The sequence below is a fragment of the Tenacibaculum sp. TB-56 genome, from assembly GCF_059716275.2.
Map to the genome: position 1 here is coordinate 153,201 of NZ_CM201367.1, position 23,374 is coordinate 176,574.

At 31.9% G+C, this 23,374-nt stretch carries 22 protein-coding genes; 12 read left to right on the forward strand and 10 right to left on the reverse strand.

The window, feature by feature from the left end; genetic code table 11:
- Positions 1-14: 14 nt before the first annotated feature.
- A complete protein-coding gene (locus tag AC3VI6_RS00655) occupies positions 15-1,148 on the reverse strand; it encodes a cysteine desulfurase family protein (RefSeq protein WP_497704792.1) in 1,134 nt (377 codons plus the stop codon).
- A gap of 176 nt (positions 1,149-1,324) precedes the next feature.
- Complete coding sequence (locus AC3VI6_RS00660) at positions 1,325-1,867, reverse strand: DUF8465 domain-containing protein (protein ID WP_497704793.1); 543 nt, start codon at positions 1,865-1,867, stop codon at positions 1,325-1,327.
- Positions 1,868-1,952: 85 nt separating this feature from the next.
- On the opposite strand from AC3VI6_RS00660, the gene AC3VI6_RS00665 reads away from it, so the two are divergent.
- Entirely contained in the window at positions 1,953-2,600 is a 648-nt protein-coding gene (locus AC3VI6_RS00665; protein WP_497704794.1) for a low molecular weight phosphatase family protein, read from the forward strand.
- On the opposite strand, the gene ppk2 (AC3VI6_RS00670) is transcribed toward AC3VI6_RS00665, so the two are convergent.
- Entirely contained in the window at positions 2,589-3,368 is a 780-nt protein-coding gene (gene ppk2, locus AC3VI6_RS00670; protein ID WP_497704795.1) for a polyphosphate kinase 2, read from the reverse strand. The genes AC3VI6_RS00665 and ppk2 (AC3VI6_RS00670) overlap by 12 nt on opposite strands.
- A gap of 2 nt (positions 3,369-3,370) precedes the next feature.
- Complete coding sequence (ppk2, locus tag AC3VI6_RS00675; RefSeq protein ID WP_497704796.1) at positions 3,371-4,228, reverse strand: polyphosphate kinase 2; 858 nt, start codon at positions 4,226-4,228, stop codon at positions 3,371-3,373.
- A gap of 68 nt (positions 4,229-4,296) precedes the next feature.
- Between ppk2 (AC3VI6_RS00675) and AC3VI6_RS00680 the strand changes: the two genes are divergently transcribed.
- The 10 genes from AC3VI6_RS00680 to AC3VI6_RS00725 all read left to right on the forward strand — a co-directional run bounded on the left by AC3VI6_RS00680 (position 4,297) and on the right by AC3VI6_RS00725 (position 13,160).
- Positions 4,297-5,241, forward strand: a complete 945-nt coding sequence (locus AC3VI6_RS00680; RefSeq protein WP_497704797.1) for a lipid A deacylase LpxR family protein — start codon at positions 4,297-4,299, stop codon at positions 5,239-5,241.
- Between the two features lie 85 nt (positions 5,242-5,326).
- Entirely contained in the window at positions 5,327-6,445 is a 1,119-nt protein-coding gene (dnaN, locus tag AC3VI6_RS00685) for a DNA polymerase III subunit beta (protein ID WP_274635033.1), read from the forward strand.
- A 132-nt stretch (positions 6,446-6,577) separates the two neighbouring features.
- Positions 6,578-7,342, forward strand: coding sequence for a ParA family protein (locus AC3VI6_RS00690; RefSeq protein WP_497704798.1), 765 nt, complete (start codon positions 6,578-6,580; stop codon positions 7,340-7,342).
- A gap of 9 nt (positions 7,343-7,351) precedes the next feature.
- A complete protein-coding gene (locus AC3VI6_RS00695) occupies positions 7,352-8,239 on the forward strand; it encodes a ParB/RepB/Spo0J family partition protein (protein WP_497704799.1) in 888 nt (295 codons plus the stop codon).
- The gene (locus AC3VI6_RS00700; protein ID WP_497704800.1) at positions 8,240-8,818 is read left to right on the forward strand and encodes a DUF5683 domain-containing protein; all 579 of its coding nucleotides are present in this window, start codon (positions 8,240-8,242) and stop codon (positions 8,816-8,818) included.
- A 1-nt stretch (position 8,819) separates the two neighbouring features.
- Entirely contained in the window at positions 8,820-9,521 is a 702-nt protein-coding gene (gene dapB, locus AC3VI6_RS00705) for a 4-hydroxy-tetrahydrodipicolinate reductase (RefSeq protein WP_497704801.1), read from the forward strand.
- A 79-nt stretch (positions 9,522-9,600) separates the two neighbouring features.
- Positions 9,601-11,184 carry a signal peptidase I gene (lepB, locus tag AC3VI6_RS00710; RefSeq protein ID WP_497704802.1) on the forward strand — a complete coding sequence of 528 codons (1,584 nt, stop codon included), beginning with the start codon at positions 9,601-9,603 and terminating at the stop codon, positions 11,182-11,184.
- On the forward strand, positions 11,184-11,804 hold the full coding sequence (locus AC3VI6_RS00715) for a WbqC family protein (RefSeq protein WP_497704803.1): 621 nt from the start codon (positions 11,184-11,186) through the stop codon (positions 11,802-11,804). Before lepB ends, AC3VI6_RS00715 begins: the two co-directional genes overlap by 1 nt.
- A gap of 21 nt (positions 11,805-11,825) precedes the next feature.
- Positions 11,826-12,395, forward strand: a complete 570-nt coding sequence (locus tag AC3VI6_RS00720) for a Crp/Fnr family transcriptional regulator (protein ID WP_497704804.1) — start codon at positions 11,826-11,828, stop codon at positions 12,393-12,395.
- Positions 12,396-12,572: 177 nt separating this feature from the next.
- Positions 12,573-13,160, forward strand: coding sequence for a Crp/Fnr family transcriptional regulator (locus AC3VI6_RS00725; RefSeq protein WP_497704805.1), 588 nt, complete (start codon positions 12,573-12,575; stop codon positions 13,158-13,160).
- Between the two features lie 246 nt (positions 13,161-13,406).
- Here AC3VI6_RS00725 and AC3VI6_RS00730 read toward each other — a convergent pair whose 3' ends face one another.
- The 5 genes from AC3VI6_RS00730 to AC3VI6_RS00750 are packed head-to-tail and all read right to left on the reverse strand — an operon-like array spanning position 13,407 to position 18,974.
- The gene (locus AC3VI6_RS00730; protein ID WP_497704806.1) at positions 13,407-14,912 is read right to left on the reverse strand and encodes a lipopolysaccharide biosynthesis protein; all 1,506 of its coding nucleotides are present in this window, start codon (positions 14,910-14,912) and stop codon (positions 13,407-13,409) included.
- Between the two features lie 4 nt (positions 14,913-14,916).
- The gene (gene wecB, locus AC3VI6_RS00735) at positions 14,917-15,999 is read right to left on the reverse strand and encodes a non-hydrolyzing UDP-N-acetylglucosamine 2-epimerase (protein WP_497704807.1); all 1,083 of its coding nucleotides are present in this window, start codon (positions 15,997-15,999) and stop codon (positions 14,917-14,919) included.
- Entirely contained in the window at positions 15,996-17,276 is a 1,281-nt protein-coding gene (locus AC3VI6_RS00740; RefSeq protein ID WP_497704808.1) for a glycosyltransferase family 4 protein, read from the reverse strand. Before AC3VI6_RS00740 ends, wecB begins: the two co-directional genes overlap by 4 nt.
- Before the next feature lies 1 nt (position 17,277).
- Positions 17,278-18,450, reverse strand: a complete 1,173-nt coding sequence (locus AC3VI6_RS00745) for a glycosyltransferase family 4 protein (RefSeq protein ID WP_497704809.1) — start codon at positions 18,448-18,450, stop codon at positions 17,278-17,280.
- Positions 18,447-18,974, reverse strand: a complete 528-nt coding sequence (locus AC3VI6_RS00750; RefSeq protein ID WP_497704810.1) for a class I SAM-dependent methyltransferase — start codon at positions 18,972-18,974, stop codon at positions 18,447-18,449. The genes AC3VI6_RS00745 and AC3VI6_RS00750 overlap by 4 nt, the downstream gene beginning before the upstream one ends.
- 307 nt (positions 18,975-19,281) lie before the next feature.
- Here AC3VI6_RS00750 and AC3VI6_RS00755 point away from each other — a divergent pair, with 307 nt between their 5' ends.
- On the forward strand, positions 19,282-20,970 hold the full coding sequence (locus tag AC3VI6_RS00755; RefSeq protein ID WP_497704811.1) for a helix-turn-helix domain-containing protein: 1,689 nt from the start codon (positions 19,282-19,284) through the stop codon (positions 20,968-20,970).
- Positions 20,971-20,976: 6 nt separating this feature from the next.
- On the opposite strand, the gene AC3VI6_RS00760 is transcribed toward AC3VI6_RS00755, so the two are convergent.
- On the reverse strand, positions 20,977-23,373 hold the full coding sequence (locus tag AC3VI6_RS00760; protein WP_497704812.1) for a YfhO family protein: 2,397 nt from the start codon (positions 23,371-23,373) through the stop codon (positions 20,977-20,979).
- Position 23,374: the final 1 nt, after the last annotated feature.

Consider the following 23,374-nt stretch of genomic DNA (forward strand, 5'->3'; position numbering starts at 1 on the left):
AATAAAACAGCCTATTATTTTTTTAACACTCTTTTTAACTGCATCAAAACATAGTTAACCTCTTCAATCGTATTTAACTTACTGAACGAAAATCGTACAGAAGCTTTATGAACTTCTTCTGCATTTAAAAAAGCACTTAACACGTGTGAACCTTTATTACTACCGCTTTGACAAGCACTTCCTCCTGATACTGCTACTCCTGATAAATCTAAATTAAACAGTAGCATTTTATCTTGAACAGGAAATCGTACATTTACAATAGTATAACTTGTTTCATCGGCTAGCTCTCCATTTATTTCAACATTTGGTACTAGTTCTTTTACTTTTTTTACAAAGTAATTTTTCAACCCTTTAATATAGGTTTCATCTACCAACAGGTTTTCAAAAGCAATTTGCAATGCTTTATCCATACCTATTATAGCGTGAACATTTTCAGTACTAGACCTCGCTCCTTTTTCTTGTTCTCCTCCAAAAAACATGGGTTGAATTGCTATTCCTTTTTTAACATAAGCAAAACCAACCCCTTTAGGACCGTGAAATTTATGTGCGCTTGCTGCGATAAAATCAACTGGAGTTTTTTGTAAATCTATCGGATAATGTCCGATAGCTTGTACTGTATCTGAATGAAAGTAAGCATCGTGTTCTTTACACATGTTTGCCACCTCTTCAATTGGTAAAATATTACCAATTTCATTATTCACATACATTAAACTCACTAAGGTTTTTTCGTTTGACTTTTTTAAAGCTTCCCCCAAACTATCCAGTACAACAGCTCCGTTTTCATTTACCCTAACATAATCTACAGTTATTTTATGTTTTTTTTCTAAAAACTGTACGGTATTTAAAACAGCATGGTGTTCTAACTTAGAGGTGATAATTCTTTTTACTCCTAAATGCAAAACTGCATTTTGTAAGATTAAATTATCTGCTTCTGTTCCGCCTGCGGTAAAAATGATTTCACCTGCAGATACATTAAAATGTTTTGCAATGTTTTTTCTCGCTGTTTCTACAGCTGCTTTTGCCTTTCTTCCGTATTGATGAGTTGAAGACGGATTTCCGAAATTAGCAAGCATCGATTCTTGCATTACACTTACTACCTCTGGCAACATAGGCGTGGTAGCCGCATTATCTAAATACACTGAATTCATACTACAAAAGTAAAGTTTTATATTAGATAGTTAGATTTTTGGATTGCTAGATTATTAGATGGTTAGATATTTGGAATTTTAGATTAAAAAAAACGAGATTACTAACACTCACCTTTTTAGTTTAACATCTAGAAACCCCTAAACAACTAAACCTATAAACAATTAAACTCACCTATTTAATTCTGATACACGTACACCTCAGTGGCTCCTTGTCCGTATTTTTGATAAGAGGCATCGTAATATTTCACCCGATAATTATTTAATAAATACTGAAGTTCTGTTTTTAACACACCATCACCCACACCATGTATCAACACTAGTTTTGATATTTTTTTTGAGATACAGTACTCTAGTTTTTGTTTTGCTATATCTAATTGAAGTGATAAAACATCATAATTATCCATTCCTTGTGTTGATTTCACAAGCTTTTCGGCATGCAAATCAATTTCCATCACGATTTCATTTCTATCTTTTACAAAAAGGGATTTTTTAGACGTTTTTTTAGATTGAGTTTTCGCCTTTAACATCGGGTTGTTAATATCTGAATACTTACTTAATTCATTTTGATCAACTTCAATCTTTACCAATTCATTTTTAAAAAAACGGTACTCCATTCCATCAGCATCTTTAACAAAAACTTCTTCATTAGTAATTTTTGTTACGAATCCTCTAATATCAGCATCAATTACAGCCACCTTATTACCGATTTCTAAACACATCCTTAACCTTTATTTAATTAGCTAAAAGGGCTTTAGCTTGTATTTTTGCACTAATTATAACACACTGCAAAAGAACTGCAAATAAATGATAAACACTAAAAATATCAATACAAAAGTTTTCTTTGAAGAGGCAAGAAAAGAAATGATGCTTACCGATGAGCGTAAAAATTTATTGCTTGCAATATCAGATGCTATCTTCGACGAATATCTTGACAGAGAAAAAATAAATTTAAACTTTATTTGTACTCACAACTCACGCAGAAGTCAGTTAGCGCAGGTGTGGAGTTTTTTTGCTATTGAATATTTTAACTTAAAAAATATATTCACTTACTCAGGAGGTACAGAAACCACTTCTTTTCATAGAAACACTGTAAAATGTTTACAAAAAACAGGTTTTATTTTTAAAGTGGTTGATTTTTCGCACCAAAACCCTAGATATTTAGTAACTTTTGAAGGAACTAAAAAATCTATTTTAGGTTTTTCTAAAGTTTTTGATCACCCTCAAAATAGCTATCCTTTTATAGCGATAACGACTTGCAACAGTACCGACAAAGACTGTCCGTTTATTCCTGATGCTCTTGAGCGTTTTCATTTACCTTACAAAGACCCAAAAACTTCTGACAATACAGACCTAACCGAAGAAACTTACTTGCAAACAAGTAAACAAATTGCTGGTGAGCTGTATTTTATTTTTGAAGAAGTTAAAGACAGACTTCCTAAGTTATACCTCTAAATTTTTATCGTAAGGAATACTTTTTAAAATGTGATTGATTACATTTATACGAGCTGCTGTTTTTCTGTTCGCACGAATAACTTTCCAAGGAGAAATTGCGGTATTCGTTTTAGAAAACATTGCTCTTTTATACTCAGTGTAATCATCCCACAACTCTTGTGCTTTTTCATCCACAGGAGTCATTTTCCATTGCTTAAGCGGATCGTTTTTAATATCATTAAATCGTTTTGCTTGCTCTTTTTTGGTAATAGACATGTAAATTTTCACCAAACGAATACCTGATTCTAAAATCATCCTTTCAAAATCATTTACTTGATTCATAAAGATTTGATATTCTTCTTGAGTACAAAATCCATTTACAGGTTCTACCACTGCTCTATTATACCAACTACGATCAAAAAATAATATTTCTCCTGCTTTTGGAAACTGCTCTACATAGCGTTGAAAATACCATTGTGTTTTTTGATCTTCGTTTGGCTTTGGTAAAGCTACAATTCGCATATGACGCGGATTAATACGTTCGGTAATTCTACGGATCGCCCCTCCTTTCCCTGCTGCATCACGACCTTCAAAAATTACTATAATTCGCTCATTTTCTTTAATAGACCACGCTTGTAAACGAATTAATTCTAGTTGTAATTTTTTCAGCTTCCGCTCATAATCAACATAACGAATTGACTTTTCTATATTAAAAGGTTTAGACAATAATGCTTTTAAACCTCTTGTACTGTTTAATTTATTTACGTCTCTTTGGGTTAATTTTCTCATTCTTAATCTAACTGCTTTACTGAACGATAATAGCGCATTACAACATTAGGATCTGGCGTTAAAATAGTTTGTGCTTCTTCTTTTCCATCATAATTAAACTGTGTTAATACATGACGCATACACTCTACCCTTGCTTCTTTTTTACTGTTTGTCTTAACCACAATCCACGGGCTATACGTTGTATGTGTTCTACTAAACATTTCATCTTTGTAAAATGTATAATCATCCCATAACTCTTGTCCTCTTTTATCTACTGGACTAAACTTCCAGCGTTTTAAAGGATTATCATTTCTGGAGTCAAATCGACGCAACTGTTCATCTTTCGATATAGATAACCAAAACTTAATTATCACTACTCCATCCTCATACAACATATGCTCAAACTCAGGTACTTGCACCAAAAAATTTTTATACTGATCATCAGTACAAAATCCCATTACAGGCTCAACAACAGCTCGGTTATACCAACTTCTATCAAAAAAAACAATCTCCCCAGGGTTTGGTAATTCTTTTATATATCGTTGAAAGTACCACTGGCCTTTTTCAACATCAGTCGGTTTATTTAAAGCTACTAAACGTGTAGAACGAGGATTTAAGTGCTCCATAAACCTACGGATACTTCCTCCTTTCCCTGCCGCATCTCTACCTTCAAAAATTACAGCTACTCTTTTATTCTTCTTCGCAATCCATTGCTGAAGTTTCACTAACTCTATTTGAAGTTTCTTTAACTCTTCTTCATAATCTAACTTCACTTGAACTTTTGCTATAGAAATTCCTTTTTTTCTAATCTTAGCTAAAAGTTCTTCGTTGGTTGAAACACTTTCAAAATCTTCAATAGTTAATACAGATTCTTTACTCATAAAGCTACTAATTATTCTTCTTAATAATTTAACCTAGGTTGTGCTAAAATAATACGATATTTACAGCTATGAAAAAAAATACAACACTTTTATTCATCTTATTTTCACTTACTATCTTCTCACAACGAAAATATGCTAAAGAGTTCAGTTTCCTAAACGACAACGACTTATATACCTCCACTTATTATGACAGATACTACACGAACGGTGTATTTTTAACGTATCGTTATCTTAGTGAAAAACAATTTCAAAATATTGAAAAAAAAAGCTACGAAATTCAGCTTGGACATCATATGTACACACCTTTTAAGGCCGTTGTTGAAACTGTAGAAGAACACGATCGACCTTTTGCTGGATATCTCTACGGAAGCTTTGGCATCAATTATTTCTTCAAAAAAGAATCAATATTAAAAACATCTCTACAGGTTGGTAGTATTGGCTCTTCTGCTTTTAGCGAAGAACTGCAAGATTTTATCCATGATATTTACGGATTTAAAAAAGCTACTGGTTGGAAATATCAAATAAAAGACGCTTTTGCTCTTAACTTAAAAGCTGAGTATATTAAAAAACTCACCAAAGACAATATCTTTGATCTTAACTGGAAGAATACCGCCAGAATTGGTACTGTTTACACCGATTTATCAACCGGTTTATACAGTCGTATTGGCTTTAAACCTTTAGAAAGCATTTTAAATTCTATTGCTTTTAACGGGAATTTAAACAACCAAAACACCCAATTTCATAACAATGCGGAAGTTTTTCTATACATCAATCCTATGATTCGTTATGCAGCGTATGACGCAACCATAGAAGGAAGTTTTTTAGCTGATGGTAGCCCTGTTACTTTTAACATTCAACCTTTTGTATTCACTACCGAATTTGGAATACGTTTTACCAGCAACCGTTTTAATTTTGGATATGCTATGAATTATCACACCAAAAAACTGAAAAGCGCTCGAGTTCCAAAAGGTAATTTTTACGGAACTATTCAATTAAATTATCAGTTTAACTAAGGTTAATATCTGGTTAAAAAAAATAATTTTTATAATCATATAATTAAAATATATTTGTAAGTCTAATAAATAGAAAAACTATTCAATGAAATTTATCGTATCTAGCTCACAGTTATTAAAACAGCTACAAGTTTTAGGAGGAGTTATAAACAGCAATAACACATTACCAATTTTAGATAATTTTTTATTTGAACTATCTGAAAACGAATTAAAAGTATCTGCATCTGATCTTGAAACAACCATGTCATCAGTTATTGATGTTGAAAGTACAGATACTGGAGCCATTGCTATTAATGCTCGTTTATTGTTGGATACTTTAAAAACATTTCCTGAACAACCGCTTACTTTTAAAGTAGAAAGCGATAGTACTATTGAAATTATTTCTGAGCAAGGTAAGTATGACATGGCTTATTTTAGTGGAGACGAATTCCCTAAAGCTGTGGAATTACCTTCACCAAGCAGCACTGAGATTCCATCACATATTTTAGCTACCGCTATTTCTAAAACTATTTTTGCTGCAGGAAACGATGATTTACGTCCTGTAATGAGCGGTGTATTTTTCCAGTTCAACTCTAAGGAATTAACATTTGTAGCTACAGATGCTCATAAATTAGTAAAATATACACGTACAGACATTACCGCTGAAAAATCAGCAGAATTCATTATGCCTAAAAAACCTTTAAATTTATTAAAAGGGATTTTAGGAGGTTCTGAAAATAATGTTACTATTGAATATAATGACACCAATGCTAAGTTCACTTTTGACAACGTAGTATTGATTTGTCGTTTAATTGACGGAAAATATCCTAATTACGAAGCAGTAATTCCAAAAGAGAACCCTAACAAATTAACAGTCGATAGAGCTTCTTTCTTAAACTCTGTTCGCCGTGTTTCTATTTTCTCTAGTAAAACAACACATCAGATTCGCTTAAAAATGGCGGGAACTGAGTTAAATATTTCTGCGGAAGATTTAGACTACTCAAACAAAGCTGACGAGCGTTTACACTGTGATTATCAAGGAGATGATATGCAAATCGGATTTAACTCTCGTTTTTTAAGCGAAATGTTAAACAACTTAAACTCTAACGATGTTTTAATTGAAATGAGCTTACCTAATAGAGCAGGAATTTTAACTCCAATTGACGGTACTGAAGAAGGAGAACAAGTTACTATGTTAGTGATGCCGGTAATGTTAAACGGATAGAAAAAACCAACTCACAATATTATAAAAGCCACAGTATCAACACCTGTGGCTTTTTTGTTTTTTATAACACCTTTCACTTTCAAAAACGATAAATAATTGTAAATTTACCTCTTTCAAACTTTATAAATAATAATGGGTAGAATTATTGCAATTGCAAATCAAAAAGGTGGCGTAGGTAAAACTACTACATCTGTAAACTTAGCTGCGGCTTTAGGTGTTTTAGAAAAAAAAGTATTATTAATTGATGCTGATCCCCAAGCAAATGCTACTTCTGGTTTAGGTATAGATGTTGAAAGTGTAGAAATTGGAACGTATCAAGTTTTAGAACATACAATTCCGGCAAAAGACACAATTTTAAAAACTGACTCTCCTAACGTCGATTTAATTCCTGCTCATATTGATTTAGTAGCTATTGAAATTGAATTAGTTGACAAGCAAGAGCGTGAATACATGCTTAAAAAAGCCTTGGAAGATATTAAAGATGATTACGATTATATTTTAATAGATTGTGCTCCTTCTTTAGGTTTAATTACCTTAAACTCACTTGTAGCGGCAGATTCTGTTGTAATTCCTATTCAATGTGAATATTTTGCTTTAGAAGGTTTAGGTAAGTTATTAAACACCATTAAAAGCGTTCAAAAAATTCACAATCCTGATTTAGAAATTGAAGGTTTATTATTAACTATGTTCGATTCTCGTTTACGTTTATCTAATCAAGTAGTTGATGAAGTTCGTAAACACTTCAGTTCTATGGTTTTTGAAACAATAGTACACCGAAATACCCGTTTAAGTGAAGCACCTAGTTACGGAGAAAGTATAATTTCATACGATGCAACCTCTAAAGGTGCCGTGAATTACTTAAATTTGGCGAACGAAATTTTAACTAAAAACGCATAATAAAGATACATGGCAAAAGCAACGAAAAAACAAGCTTTAGGTAGAGGTTTATCCGCTTTATTAAAAGAAACTGCAGAAGTAAATTCAGCATCAGATAAAAACGCAGATAAATTAGTTGGAAATATTATTGAAATCGACATTAACTCGATTGAAGTAAACCCATACCAACCTAGAACTTATTTTGATGAAGAAGCTTTGCGTGAATTAGCCAGTTCTATTAAAGAATTAGGGGTAATTCAACCTATTACTGTTCGTAAATTATCGAGCGATAAGTTCCAATTAGTTTCAGGAGAGCGTCGTTTTAGAGCCTCTAAACTTATTGGAAACAAAACAGTTCCTGCATACATTCGTTTAGCCAACGATCAGGAGATGTTAGAAATGGCATTGGTAGAAAATATCCAACGTAAAAACTTAGACCCTATTGAAGTTGCCCTTTCATATCAACGTTTAATTGATGAAATTCAATTAACACAAGAAGAATTGAGTACACGTGTTGGTAAAAAACGTTCAACAGTTACCAACTACTTACGTTTATTAAAGTTAGATCCGATTATTCAAACAGGTATGCGTGACGGATTTATCTCAATGGGTCATGGTCGTGCGTTAATTAATGTTGACAGCACTACAGATCAGTTAAACATTTACGAGAAAATTGTTCGTGACAAACTATCTGTTCGTCAAACTGAAGAATTGGTTAAAAACTTAAAAGCGGGTACTGTTGCCAAAGCCGCTAAAAAGAAAGTTTTACCTAATTATATTTCTGATAGTGTAAAAGATATCAGCGATTATTTCGGGCATAAAATTGATGTAACTGTTAACAATCGTGGTAAGGGAAAAATATCTATTCCTTTTCACTCAGAAGAAGATTTTAACCGTATTAAAAACTTATTAAAGTAATTGAAAATACGTGTAATCATATTCGCTTTTTTTAGTCTTTTTTTGTTTCAAAATACTTTTGCTCAAAAAGATTCTATTGCTGTAAGAGCTAAACAACTTCAGTTATCAAGCGACAAATACAATCCACTCTCTCCATCTAAAGCAGCATTTTATTCTGCTATTTTTCCAGGAGGTGGACAGATATACAATAAAAAATATTGGAAAGCTCCAATAGTTTGGGCTGCTATGGGTACAAGTGTCTATTTTTATTTAGACAATAGCGATCAATACGATCGATACAGAACAGCTTTTAAGCTAAGAAGTCAAGGATTATCTGATGAATTCAATGGTAAGGACGGAAATCCATTTATTTCAACACCTGGATTAGAATCTGCTCAAAAAACCTTACGCAAAAACAGAGATTTATCATTATTAACTGGGGTACTTTTATACGTTTTACAAATTGTAGAAGCCAGTGTAAATGCACATTTATTACAATTTGACACAGATGATAGCTTATCTGTAAACCCTGTAATAACTCCAGACCCTTTATTTATTGAAGCGCCAAAAGTTGGTTTAACACTAAAATATTCTTTTTAAAATGAAAATAGCCTTACTTGGTTATGGTAGAATGGGTAAAGAAATCGAAAAGATTGCTTTACAGAGAGGACACGAGATCGTTATTAAATCTACAGGAGAAAATACTTATGATATAAACGAAGCTGATGTAGCTATTGATTTTAGTGTACCTGCTTCTGCTTATAGTAACATCAGTAATTGTATTAACAATAACACCCCTGTAGTTTCTGGAACCACCGGTTGGTTAGATAAATACAATGAAATTGTTGATTTATGCAACGAAAAAGGTGGTGCTTTTATCTATGCTTCAAACTTTAGTTTAGGAGTAAATGTTTTTTTTGAGTTAAATAAGCAACTAGCTAAGATGATGAGTACGCTTGAGCAATACAATATTACTATCGAAGAAATTCATCACACACAAAAATTAGACGCTCCAAGTGGTACTGCTATTACTTTAGCTGAAGGAATTATTGAAAACACCAATAAAAAAGCTTGGGAGTTAGACGAAAAAACTTCCGAAGAAAATATTCCGATTACAGCTGTTAGAACTCCAGATGTACCAGGTACACATACTGTAACTTACAGTTCTGAAGTAGATACAATTGACATAAAACACACAGCACACAACCGACAAGGTTTTGCTTTAGGAGCCGTTATTGCCGCTGAGTGGCTACATAACAAAACAGGTGTTTACACCATGAGAGATGTGTTAAACTTAGGTTAATACCGTAACAATAAGCAGCTAAAAAGCACAAATAAGCTTAGAATTACATTCCTGAAAAGGAAAACAAAATATACAGATTATGACATTTACTGAATGGTTTTTATTCTTCTTATTTATACAAGTTGTTCATTTTTTAGGTACTTGGAAGCTATACACACGAGCTGGTAAAAAAGCTTGGGAGGCTGCTGTACCTGTATACAACGCCATAGTACTAATGCAAATTATTAATCGCCCTAAATGGTGGGTGGTTTTATTATTCGTTCCTATTGTAAACCTACTTATGTTTCCAATAGTATGGATTGAAACTTGCAGAAGCTTTGGCTTTAACAAAAAACCAGACACTATTTTAGCTGTTCTTACTTTAGGCTTATATATTTATTACATCAATTATTTTACAGATGCAAAATACATTGAAAATAGAAGTTTAAAACCAAGGTCTCCTTTAGGTGAATGGGTAAGCTCTATTGCTTTTGCTATTATAGCTGCAACTTTAGTACATACTTATTTTATGCAGCCATACACTATTCCTACTTCGTCGTTAGAAAAAACATTGTTAGTAGGTGATTATTTATTTGTTAGCAAGTTTCATTACGGTGCTCGTGTACCAATGACTACTGTTGCTGCACCAATGGCGCACGATACCATTCCTGTATTAGGCACAAAATCATTCTTATCTGACGATAAAAGCAAAGATGGTTTCTTAAATAAGTTATCATTACCATACATGCGCATACCTGGTTTTCAAAAAATTAAGCGTAACGATATTGTTGTTTTCAGCTGGCCTTCAGACTCACTAGCTACGATGTGGGGAGACAATTCTGGAAAATTCACTTATAAACCAATTGACAAACGTACAAACTATGTAAAACGTGCCGTAGGAATTCCTGGTGATAGCCTAGAAGTACGTGATGGATATGTTTTTATCAATGGAGAAAGAACTGTATTACCTGACAGAGCTAAACCGCAGTGGCATTTTATAGTTGACACCAACGGGGAAAAATTTAGTCAAGGTGCTCTTTCAAGATACAATATTAGAGAAGGAGGAACAACCAACGATGGCAAGTATTATCTAAATTTAACAGATGACGAAGCAGCTTTGGTTGCCAAAAACCCTATTGTTAAAAGCATTGAAAAATACTTAACGCCTAAAGGATTTTATGATGAATCTGTTTTTCCTCATGATCCAAGATATGCTTGGTCTTCTGATAATTTTGGTCCTATCTATATTCCTAAAAAAGGAGTTACCGTAGAGCTAAATGCTAAAACAATTCCGTTTTACGAGCAAATCATCCGAAGATACGAAAACAACAACCTTACTTTTATAGGTGACGATGTATATATCAACGGGAAAAAAGCTAATAACTATACTTTTAAACAAGATTATTACTGGATGATGGGTGACAACCGTCAACGTTCTTTAGATGCGAGAAACTGGGGTTATGTACCTTTTGACCATGTAGTAGGAAAACCTGTAATGATTTGGTTAAGTTGGGATGCTAATGCTCCTAATTTTGTTGCAAAACTAAACTCTATTCGTTGGGATAGAATGTTTACTACTGTTGGAGGTAGTGGCAAACCTGTATCGTATTTATGGTTAGTGCTACTATTAATTGGAGGTTACACTGTATATAGTTTTAGAAAAAGTAAAAAGAAGAAAGCGTAATGTCACTTTTTATCCCTACTTACTTCGCTCCTATTTCTCAGTATGCAGCGATATACCAAGCAGAATCGGTTACTTTTGAACTAGAAGACAATTATCAAAAGCAAACCTATCGTAATCGATGTTATATATATGGAGCTAATGGTAAATTGGCTTTGAATATTCCTGTAAAACACAAAGTTACAGAAGGTAGAAAAAAGACTAAAGACACTTTGGTAGAAAACAATTTTCCGTGGCAACAACAGCATTACAAATCGTTACAATCTGCATATCGTTCTTCTCCTTTTTTTGAATTTTTTGAAGAGGATTTATTAAAAATATTCAATAAAAAGTATACTTTTTTACAAGACTTAAACATCGATACCCATCTATTTGTAACAGATGCTTTACAAATAGAGCAAAACTTTACTAAAACATCAAGTTATGAGTTAACTCCAAACAGCACAGATTATAGAGATTTAGCCATTGCAAAAAAAGGTATCGAAATAGAAATGGATACCTACATTCAAATTTTTGATGACAAACACGGGTTTATTCCTGATTTATCCATTTTAGATTTAATCTTTATGGAAGGTCCAAATACGATTAGCTTTTTAGAAAAAATTGATGTAGATTTGAAATAATCTCAACATTTACATCTTTCTATGGAGTTATTTAAAGAATTTGCACTTAATTTCCATCCTCTATCTGAAGATGGTTTAGAAAGAATTTTCAACCTTTTAACAGTAAAAAAATTCCCTAAAAACTACGAGTTATTATCATTACATGAAACACCTGTAAACGCATACATTTTAAAATCTGGAGTTATACGCGCCTATAGTATTGAAAAAAATAAAGAGCATACTAAAACCATTTATACACCTATTATTACTTCTGGTAATTTGGGAGCTCTAATAAAAAAAGAACCTTCAACATTAATTTACGAGTGTTTAACCGATTGTGAAGTCTTAGAATGTAACTATAAAGATTTTTACAATTTATCGTTACAACACCACGAGATATCAATTTTTCATTACAAGATATTGCAAAATGTTTATATAAGGGAAGAGAGCAAAATTCTAGAACTACAAATGCTAGATGCCACTCAGAGATACAAAAAACTACAAGAAAAATATCCTGGTATAGATAATTTAATCAATCAATACCATATTGCTTCTTATTTGAATATTACTCCAGTACAGTTGAGTAGAATCAGAAAAAACTCCATTTATTAACATATGTTAATGCTCAAAATTTAAAACCGTCATACATTTGTAGTGTAATTAACAAGTTACAACCCCTTAAAATATAACAGACCTAATTCCCCTTAAAATTAGGTCTGTTTTTCGCATCCTTACTTTATTTTTTTAAGTATATTAGTTTTCTTATTATCAGCATATAACTTGTTAATTATGAATGATGATGTTAAGAATTTTCTTAATTCGTATATAAAATTACCTGATCACCTAATAACTACTTTTGAGTCATTAGTTACCTATACAGAGCTAGAACCTAATGAAATCTTTACAAAAGTGGGTGAACATCCTACTAATTTTTTTATCGTAAAAACAGGAATCATGCGTTCCTATTTATTAAATGATAATGGTATGGAAACAACTCGTGCTTTTTTTACTTCGGGGGATATTACTGGGGCTAATTCTGCAATGATGCAAGAAATACCATCTGAAATAAACTATCAAGCCTTAACTAAGGTAACAGGATATAAAGGTAATTTTCATCAATTGATAAAACTTACTTTAAAGTATTATGAATTTAGTTTGTTTTATATTAAAACATTAGAAAGTGCCTACGTAAAAGCAGAAGACATACTTTTAAAAATTTCTAGCCTTACTGCTACAGAAAGATATTTAGCCTTGAAAGAAAGAATTCCGAATATAGATGACTTGATTACACAAAGATATATTGCTTCTTTTTTAAACATTTCACCTGTGCAACTTAGTAGAATTAAGAAAAAACTTATTGTTAATAAACTTTCTTAACATTTGTTAACAATCGTATTGTTAATTTTTTCTATATTTGACCCAGAGACAAATTCCCCCTTATTATTTGTTTCATCCCCCCTTAATAAAAGGCTTACCTCTTGTGTGTGTAAGTCTTTTTTTCTTTTATAAATAATTTTGGTTTAGAAAGTATTTTAAAGAATTAAAACAATTTTTAATTCTTTAAACATAAATTTAAGATTGTTATAAATAACAATCTTAAATTCGAAATTCTTAAATCACAAACTACTTTATGTATCTTTTTACAAGACCGTTAATTTGTTCAGAAATAGACATTTTCACAACTACAAATCCGTAAACAGCTATAATAATGATACTCTTTAGCAATATGTTTACTATCGGGTGAATAGGGAAGTCTAAAATAGAAAATTCAGGCACTGAGAAGTTCCAAAAGTTAAATACAAAAAACATGATTAAAATAACAATAATCATTAAAAATGTTTTGTTTGTAAATGGCATCATGTTAAACTTCTCTTTAACAAACCACAGTTTAAACGTGTTAAATACTACAACTGTAATTAAAGTAGCCAAAGCCAATCCTTCAGTGCCCATACCTAAACCATTATAAAAATAATCGTTTAAAAAATATACAGATAACGCCATTCCTACTCCTACTGGTAACGTAATACGATAAAATTTAGAATTACTTATAATGGCTCCGTTGCTTCCTAAAGACATTAAAAATAACTTAGCTGATGATATTAATAATACCACCAAAGCACCACCTTCAGCATAATTTTTATTAGGCATCAGTTTAAACAACTCTTCTACATTACAGTTTACTAACACATAAAACAAACCACCTATCAACAAAAGATTAATAGAACTTTTCTTGTATAAATTTTCTGTCTCAACAGGATTATTTTCATTAAGTGCCTTAGAAGTTAAAGGCTGTAATATTTGTCCCATTGCCCTACTTGGTGCTTCAATAAAAGAACCTATAAAAACGGCAACGGTATAATAAGCGGCTTTTTCAAAGCCTTCTTTACCAGGAATCATTACTTTGTCAATATCTAAAATAATTGCTCCTGCACTTCCTGCTAAAATGATATAAAAAGTGTAGCGTAATACTTCTTTTATGTTGTTCGGTAATGAAAAAGAAAACGTTGGTGTGTACAAACGAAACGCATAAACCATCATTAAAAAAGTTCTTAAAACATATGCTAGCGACATATAAATAAGAAACTCTTCTTTGGTTATGAATTGAAAAAACACTGCAAATAGCATTACCATTACAGCAACCCTGTTATATAGTTCTTTTAAAACGTTTCCGAAGACAGATTGCATTTGCACTCTAGCCCATGAGTAAAACACTTCAAAATAAGCTGTACAAACCGCTATTATGTATATATAAATCGTATAGCTTTCAATAACTAGGTTTTCTTTTGAATTACTTTTAGCAACATAATGCATAATCCAATTATGAAAGTAATCCCAAAAATATCCTATGGGAATAGCGATTAAAAGCGGCAGAAATATTACAGAGCTTAAAAATTTATCTTGCTCTGATTTTGAAGTATAACTTGAAAAAAACTTGATAATCGTAAAATGAACACCAAAGGCAGTAATCGGCATGATTAAGTTAGACGCCGAAAACACGTAGGTTGCCAATCCATAGTATTCATCACCTAAGAAACGCGTGTATAAAACCACGGTATTAATACCTCCAATTAAAAACCCTAAATAGATTATTAACGTGTTCTTGAACGATTGTTTAAATACGATTCCCAAAGTATTATTGAATTAGTTTTTTTATTGATTGATATATTTTTTCTCCCACATTATTTCCGTAGAGTTCCTCTGCAAAACTTTTATTCAAAGTTAAAAACTGATTAAAATCGTTTACCAACGTTTCAGTATTTGTACCAGAGATAGTGGCATACCCGTTCTCTTCAAGCTCTTTCCACTCGGTTTCTTCACGAGCAATTACACAAAACTTTTTATTGAAGAATGCTTCCTTTTGTAACCCTCCACTATCAGTAATTACCATGCAACAGTTTTTCAACAATTCTAACATTGAAAAATAGCCCACAGGATCAATAAATGTGATGTTTGGTTGTAAATGATACTTCTCCAACATTTTTTTTGTTCTAGGATGTAAAGGAAGTATCACTTGTTTTGTTTTGTTAATTTCTTCTAAAGCTGAAAAAACATTCGTTAGTTTTTCTTGATCATCAGTATTCTCTTGACGATGAATTGTAGCCAATACGAATTCGTTTTTGACTAAATTTAAATCACTTATAATCGTAGATTTTTCTTCGGAAACCTTACTGTAAAACTCTACAGCATCTTTCATAATATCACCGTGTTTTTCTACTAGGATATCAAATCCGTCAAAACCTTCGTTTTTTAAATTTGATATAGCAATTTCTGTTGGGCAACTTAACAGATTTGCTATTCTATCTGTTAAAATTCGGTTTACCTCTTCTGGCATTTGCATATTAAAAGAACGTAAACCGGCTTCAATATGCACTACTTTAACCTGTAGCTTTTTAGCTGCCAAAGCTCCTGCTAATGTAGAGTTAGTATCGCCATATACAACCACAGCATCTGGTTTTTCTGTCAATAAAATCTCTTCTATTTTCTCTAACATTTGCCCAGTCATCGCTCCGTGATTCAATCCGTTGATGTTTAGGTTGTATTTCGGTTTCGGAATTTGCATTTCTTCAAAAAAAACAGCGCTCATATTAGCATCAAAATGCTGGCCTGTGTGCACTATTATTTCTTCAACTTCCTTATGTTTTTGAATCACTCTACTTAACACAGCTCCTTTTACAAACTGCGGACGAGCACCTAATATGGTTACTATTTTTTTCAAGAATTAACGACTTGTTTAAGTATGATAGACAATTGTTCAGTCAATTTTTTTCGATGGTATTGTGTTATATCTTTAGAAGCCACTTGCAGATTCCCTTTTTTATAATCTACATACAGCTGCATGATTTCTTTCTTCATTTTAGCTTTACCGTCAAAATCAACGATGGTTCCTGCATTGGTTTTAGTTAAAATTTCGGCTAAATCACCATCTTCAGGACCAACTGCTAAGATAGGACGTTTTGCTTGTAAATATTCAAAAATTTTGCCTGTTATAATTCCTTTTGCACTCGGAACTTTATTTACCGCCAACAACAAAATTTGCGATGATTTTTGATGCTTTTGCACTTCACTATGCGGCACATAAGCTATTTTAGTAACGTTTTTGAATTGATACTTAGCTAACTCCTCTTCTACCTCATTCGCTATGTTACCTATCAACTTTATTTCTAAATCTTCTGAAAATTCAGCATTTTCTTTAGATAATTCTGACAATGCCTCCCAAACTATTTTCGGATTCCTATCAGCATTCATCAAACCTATATGTGTAATTGAAAATTTCTCATCAAGCTTCACTTCCATCTCTTTTTGCTCTTCGGAATCATAGCCATTAGTGATAACGTGAATATTGTTTGAAAATTTTTCGTAATTCTTTTTCATGGTTTCACCCACTACTAAAGTTACATCAGCATTTATAAGCACCTCTTGCTCTAATTGATGATGTTTTGCTTTGGATTTTTGGGTTAATGGTAATTGATGAAAATAATCTATATCCGTCCAAGGATCACGGAAATCTGCAATCCATTTTACCCCCAATTCTCTTTTCAATTGTAATCCTATCAAATGTAAAGTATGTGGAGGACCTGTCGTAATAATTGCATCAATTTTATTTTCTTCTAAGTACTTTTTTAGTTTTTTCACAGAAGGTTTTATCCAAAACTTACGAGCATCAGGAATAAAATAATTCGCTCGAACATACTGCATAACTTTTCCAAAAAAACTCGGATTTGGATCTAAAAATCCTGCACTGGTTTTCGCTCCTTTTTTCTTAAAAACTGAAAATAAATTGTTAGGCTCCCATATTGGATTTTTAATCACTTCTATTCCTTCTGGAATATCTTTTTCTAAAGAAACATCTATAATTGGATAGTTTGCCCCATCTACTGTAAAAATTACAGGTTCGATATTAAAATCTCGTAAGTATTTCACAAATTTTAACCAACGCTGCACTCCCGATCCGCCTGCTGGAACCCAATAATATGTTATGATTAGTACTTTCAAATTATAAGCTATTGTACAAATTCACCAATCCTTTCGAAGTTTTATCCCATGTAAATTCATTTCGGATAAAAGCTTCTCCGTTTTCTCCTAATTCACTTCTCAACAACTCATCTTTGTATAACCTAAATACTTTATCGGTAAAATCCTCTGCATTTTTTGCTTCATGAACCAATCCAGCATTTACTTTTTCTACTATGTTTTTTTGAGCTGTTGCATCACTTACCAATAAAGGTTTTCTCAAACTCATGTATTGAAATAATTTATTAGCATGTGTTGTATCGTGATGTAAATTTCTGTGTAAAGGAGACAAACAAACATCACTTTGTTTTATGTATTTAGGAAATGTAGTTTCTTTCTGCCATCCTTCAAAACTCACTTGTTCTTCAACTTTTAATTCTTCAGATAACTTTTTTAATTCACTATTAACACTTCCTACAATTACTAATTGAATATTTTCTATTTCCTTTTTTAACGCTGGTAAACTTTTAATTGCTGTAGCTAAACCTCTTCTCTCTCCTGTATCTCCTATGTACAGTAGATTAAAAGTATCTCTTTCTGAGTTTTCTTCAAAACTGCTCTGTTCTTCAAAAAAAGATCTTCTAACTGTATTAGGAACAACAACAACTTTATCAGGATTTATTTTTGTCCTCTTGCATACTTCTTCTTTTGCTTCTTCAGTAACAACAATTACGTTATCAACTGTTTTTACAAATTTTTCTTCTTTTTGTTTCCACTTTTTTGGAGATATTAATACATTCTGCGGAAACTTTTTTAAATGAGGATAAAACTTCATTATTTGAGGTCTGTTCTCATGCAAATCTAACACTATAGGAAGTTTCTTTTTTTTACAAGCGTTCAAAACCGCTTCTGCAACAACCATATCGTGTATATGAACTGCTTCAATAGAAAATTTTTCAAGAAAATGAGTAATCTTTTTCTTCATTAGAATAGAATATAACGGAATAGTATACGCCAAAGCTGATAATTTATATTGTAAAGTATTTGACTTATACCTTTTAACTTGAATTCCATCTATTACTTCTTCTAAAGGCTGATTCGAGTACGTTAGACAAAATAAAAAAACCTCATGCCCTGATTTGATTAATTCAATAGCTTCGTTATGCACTCTTGGATCAGGAGGGAATGTTTTGTCTAAAATCATTCCTATTCTCATTTCAAACTCTTTTTTTCAGCAAAAACAGCGTAATATCTAGGCGTATATTTTCGTAAGATAGGTCTCACTCCCAATTTATTAATAGGACTTGTCCATTTTTGTGTATCTACAATATTCCAACCAGATTTTTCTAGTAACCAATCATATTGCCAATCTTCAAACTCGTGGTAATGCCTATCCCACATATCTGTTTTACTTCTATAAGCACTCGTAAACCACAACTTTAAAGGAACGGTGGTAATAATTTTTGTTGCTTCTACTTCTCTTAACACATTAAAAGGAGCTAACAAATGTTCAAAAATTTCAAAAGCCGTTACAGCATCTACTTTATATTCCTTTACCACTTGTGGCAACACATCTAAATCTTCTCCGTTGGTATTGTATACTGTATATCCGTTTTCTTCCATGATTTCAGAAAAAGGATTACGAACTCCCAAATCTAATATTGTTGCCGGAGCAGGAAGGTGTTTTTGTAAAAACTCAAGTGTATGATTGTATCTCTTTTTTGGTAATGTAGAATACATGAAATTTATTTTAAAACAAATGTATTATTATTTTACCATTCTGAGCAATAGAAGTAAAAATACGTTTTGATAGGTACTAAAAACATAAAAGCGAAGGGTAATTCCTTCGCTTCTAATTTTTTAATTTTCCATAGCAATCCGTACAGTTATTGTATGTACTTTTTACTACAGCAAACATATTGTTGTTTTAGATATAAAAAAAACACTATACACCCTATTTTATAAAAAGCATAACTAAAAAATCTTATATTTGGTTTTCTAACCTATGCTTTTTATAGAAAGTATATGTTTTATTGATTTGTATAAAATGACCAGACTTTTAATTGCTATATTTATTATTCTTTTTTTCAGCACAAACAGTGCTTCTCAAACAAAAAGTTTAGATTCATTTTTCCTTGATAAAATCAATTATTATAAAAACACTAATAGTGATAGTTTATTTTTTTACTGTGAAAAACTAGAAAAATCTAACAACATCTGTAAAAGTCTTGAGGGCTCTACTGGTAAGTCTTATGGTTTTTACCGAAAAAAAGACTACGATAAAGCTGAAAGTATATCCCTCAGAGTTATCGAACAAGTTGACTCTATATTAAATCACAAAAATCTAACTTGTCTTTTAGACAGAAAAATAGCCGCTTTAAATAGGCTTTTTTGGATTAAAAAAAATCAAGAAAAATATCAAGAGGCCTTTGCTATTCTTACACAAAAAGAAGATCTAATAGTAAATCACCCTATTAAAGATGATGTCAACTTTAGGAATATACTAGGCTTGACTCTTAGCAAAGCCGTTATAAAAAACAAGCTTGATATGCAGAGCAAAGCCAAAAGTATTTTGCTTCAGTCATTATCAGAGGCTAAAAATCCTATTTTGAAAAATGTTCAAAAAGAAGAATTTTTTCTTCACTGGAAGGCTAACTCATACAATTGTCTTGGCAACACTTATGTTTCGCTAAATAATCAGCACCCAAATAAAACTTTTCTAGACTCTGCAAATTACTATTACGACAAAGCTTATGAAGTAGCTAAGATGTTTAATCCTCCTCATAAAGACTCTGAAATTATTTACAGTTTTAGAAAAACCGAGGTGTTAATGAAGCAAAATAAATATCAAAAAGCTATTGACCTTATCAATAACTATAAAAATATTAATAACGGTTATAATTACCTTCATAGAGAATATTTTCAAAAAGCTATTTGTTTCCACAACTTAAACAGTTCTGACTCGGCTGTTTATTACTCAAATAAACTTTTAAAAAACCATAAAAAATGTGAAACAAGTAAATTAATCACTATTTACGATATTCTTTCAAAGGAGTATAACAACTTAAATAAATTAGACAGTGCTTTTAAGTACTCTACACTCACTTTAGAGCAATATAATTTGGCTAGAAATAACAAAGACAAAACTTTTAACTTATTCTACAACTACAACTTCAACAAAGCTCAACTACTTAATCAGGAAATCAAAGAAAAAGAAGCTAGCAAACAAAAAAAACTCACTATTTCATTTGCCACTTTATTAATGACTTTCTTTATTATTACTTTTTATCTATTAAAAAAAGAAAAAAAGAAAAAGAAAGAACTTATTTTAATGATAAATAACGACAAGCCCGTAGAGACTGAAAAAAAAGAGTACAATATTGACGAAGAACTAGAAAATAAGATTTTAAATGAGTTTAAAAATGCAACAAAAAACCTAGACTTTTTAAGACCTGATTTTTCTATTAACTATATTGCTGACAAACTAGAAACCAACAATACGTACGTTTCTTTTGTCTTTAACAAATACCATGACGAATCGTTTAAGCAATACTGTATTAAGCTTAAGATTAATTATGTTGTAGAAAAACTAAAGAACGACAAGACTTTTAGAAAATACTCTGTTCAAGCCATTGCCGATGAAATAGGCTACACCAATGCCTCTGCTTTTACAAGAGCTTTTAAAAAGCATGTAGGCGTAACTCCTTCTGCATTTTTAAAAACTCTTGACGATTAATTAAAGCTATTTTCTTTTGCCTGATACGACAAACCAACCAACAGGTACAAGGACTAACAACCCATAACAGAATAACGATAATAAACTTGCTGTTTTAATAACTGTTGGCTCGTATTTAAACATTACAGTGTGTTTTCCTACAGGAATCTCCATACCTCTTAACACGTAGTTTACTCTGTAATACGGAACGATTTCACCATCTATATATGCATTCCATCCATCTTTATAATATATTTCAGAAAATACTGCAAACTGTTCTGAACTTGTGTTTGTTTCGTATACCAGTTCTGTAAGGTCTTTCTTTATTAAATTGATAGTTGCTGTAGTATCTTTTTGATATGTGTCTACTCCGCTAAAATCAAACTCCTTAGTATTGATTACAGCTTCCGTTTTTGTTTTTAAACTATCTAAGGCAATGATTTCCTCGTTAGCTGAAGTTACCTTTTCTAATGAGTTTACAAACCATGCACTTCCATTTACTTCCGGATTCTCTTGAAATTGCTCCTCACTCACAATAAAATACTTGGTATTCAACATATTTAACACCTCCATATTGTTTCTTGCAATCTGATAATCGAACAATTCTTGGTAACGTTTCATTTTTGCTGCATGATACCCTCCTATTGAATTATGAAAATATGAAGTTCTACCATCCTGTAACGGACTCCCAGCAAAATTTGCAACACGATAATCACTTTTATCTTTTAATATTTCAGTATCTGCTTTAGTCTCGATAAATGGTTTTTCTACTCTTCTTGCAGAAGTAAAATCTTCCTTATTAACATAATTCATATCTATCGACACCAAATCGAATAAAACCAATCCTCCCAAAACAAGCAATACTGGTACCTGCTGTAACTTTCCTTTTAAATAAAACCACAACACTCCTCCACTTACTAAAACAAGTAGCAACGAACGTAAACTATCATTAAACAACATTGATTTTCTATCGGCTATTATAGCATCAATCAATTCTGGGAGTTGTTGGTAATTCGCATCACGCAATCCTTCAAAAGCAAATAAACTTGATCCGAACAATAGGAATACTAACGAGATTCCTCCAACAATATAAAAAGCTTTTTTTACAGCGTTTTCTTTTTCTTCGGAAGAATTCTCAGACGAGAAAAATTCTTTCAATGCTAAAATTCCTAACAAAGGAACACACAGTTCAGCTATTACTTGAATAGATGATACCGCTCTAAACTTGTTGTACAACGGAACATAGTCAATAAAAAAGTTTGTAACTACTGGAAAATTCTTTCCCCAACTCAATACTATTGAAAATACGGTGGCTGCTACCAACCAATATTTTAAACGTCCTTTTACTAAGAAAATTCCTAAGAAAAATAAGAAGAAAACAATTGCACCTATATACGCAGGAGCCTCGACAATTGGTTGTTTCCCCCAGTAAGTTAATGCTTGACTCGAATAATCTTTCGCTACACTTTTTCCTGCATTTTGTTCTAAAACTTGATAAAAATTGGAATCTTCTCCTAACTCTTCAACAGTTCCACCTCCTGTAAATCGAGGAATTAATAAGTTGAATGTTTCAGCAATTCCGTAACTGTATTCAGTAATGTATTCTTTATCTAACCCGGAAGACTTTTCTTTTGGACTTCCGTCAGGATTGATAGTTAATTCTGACTTTCCTCTCGTACTGTAATCAGCATATTCTTTCATCGCCATCAACCTAGTTGAATTCGCTCCGATACCGATTAACATCGCCGCTACTAAAATTGCTGATTGTTTAAAAAACACTGATAATGTTCTCGATTTAAAAGCTTCAATAAATTCAACAATAGCTAAAATCAACAAACAAAATCCTAAATAATACGTCATTTGTGGGTGATTAGAATATACTTCTAAAGCCATAGCTAAAGCTGTGAGCACAAACCCGAGTAAATATCGCTTTCTAAAAACATAAATAACCCCTGCAATAACCATTGGCATATACCCTATTGCATGTGCTTTTGCATTATGTCCTGCACCAAAAATAATAATCAAATAGGTAGAAAAACCAAAGGACAAGCTTCCTAAAACAGCAAGCTTCCAATCAACTTTTAAAGCAGTTAATAGTATGAAAAAACTTAAAAAATATAAAAAAAGATAATCAGCTGGTCGTGGTAAAAAACGAAAAGCCTTATCAATATATCGCACAAAATCATTCGGATAATAAGCACTTACCTGATAAGCTGGCATTCCACTAAAAGCATTATCTAACCAGTATGGTTCTTCTCCTTTTTCTGCTCTGTATTCATTAACACTTTTCGACATTCCTATAAACTGAGTAATGTCACTTTGTTTTATTTGTTTTCCGCTTAAAACTGGATTAAAATACAACACCGATGCTATTGCAAAGACAATAATTGCAATTGCAAACGGTAAAATTTTCTTTAAGTTCATG

Coding starts and splice junctions, on each gene's coding strand:
- AC3VI6_RS00655 (WP_497704792.1), bottom strand. CDS start 1,148: ATGAATTCAGTGTATTTAGATAATGCGGCTACCACGCCTATGTTGCCA.
- AC3VI6_RS00660 (WP_497704793.1), bottom strand. CDS start 1,867: ATGTGTTTAGAAATCGGTAATAAGGTGGCTGTAATTGATGCTGATATT.
- AC3VI6_RS00665 (WP_497704794.1), top strand. CDS start 1,953: ATGATAAACACTAAAAATATCAATACAAAAGTTTTCTTTGAAGAGGCA.
- ppk2 (WP_497704795.1), bottom strand. CDS start 3,368: ATGAGAAAATTAACCCAAAGAGACGTAAATAAATTAAACAGTACAAGA.
- ppk2 (WP_497704796.1), bottom strand. CDS start 4,228: ATGAGTAAAGAATCTGTATTAACTATTGAAGATTTTGAAAGTGTTTCA.
- AC3VI6_RS00680 (WP_497704797.1), top strand. CDS start 4,297: ATGAAAAAAAATACAACACTTTTATTCATCTTATTTTCACTTACTATC.
- dnaN (WP_274635033.1), top strand. CDS start 5,327: ATGAAATTTATCGTATCTAGCTCACAGTTATTAAAACAGCTACAAGTT.
- AC3VI6_RS00690 (WP_497704798.1), top strand. CDS start 6,578: ATGGGTAGAATTATTGCAATTGCAAATCAAAAAGGTGGCGTAGGTAAA.
- AC3VI6_RS00695 (WP_497704799.1), top strand. CDS start 7,352: ATGGCAAAAGCAACGAAAAAACAAGCTTTAGGTAGAGGTTTATCCGCT.
- dapB (WP_497704801.1), top strand. CDS start 8,820: ATGAAAATAGCCTTACTTGGTTATGGTAGAATGGGTAAAGAAATCGAA.
- lepB (WP_497704802.1), top strand. CDS start 9,601: ATGACATTTACTGAATGGTTTTTATTCTTCTTATTTATACAAGTTGTT.
- AC3VI6_RS00715 (WP_497704803.1), top strand. CDS start 11,184: ATGTCACTTTTTATCCCTACTTACTTCGCTCCTATTTCTCAGTATGCA.
- AC3VI6_RS00720 (WP_497704804.1), top strand. CDS start 11,826: ATGGAGTTATTTAAAGAATTTGCACTTAATTTCCATCCTCTATCTGAA.
- AC3VI6_RS00725 (WP_497704805.1), top strand. CDS start 12,573: ATGAATGATGATGTTAAGAATTTTCTTAATTCGTATATAAAATTACCT.
- AC3VI6_RS00745 (WP_497704809.1), bottom strand. CDS start 18,450: ATGAGAATAGGAATGATTTTAGACAAAACATTCCCTCCTGATCCAAGA.
- AC3VI6_RS00750 (WP_497704810.1), bottom strand. CDS start 18,974: ATGTATTCTACATTACCAAAAAAGAGATACAATCATACACTTGAGTTT.
- AC3VI6_RS00755 (WP_497704811.1), top strand. CDS start 19,282: ATGACCAGACTTTTAATTGCTATATTTATTATTCTTTTTTTCAGCACA.
- AC3VI6_RS00760 (WP_497704812.1), bottom strand. CDS start 23,373: ATGAACTTAAAGAAAATTTTACCGTTTGCAATTGCAATTATTGTCTTT.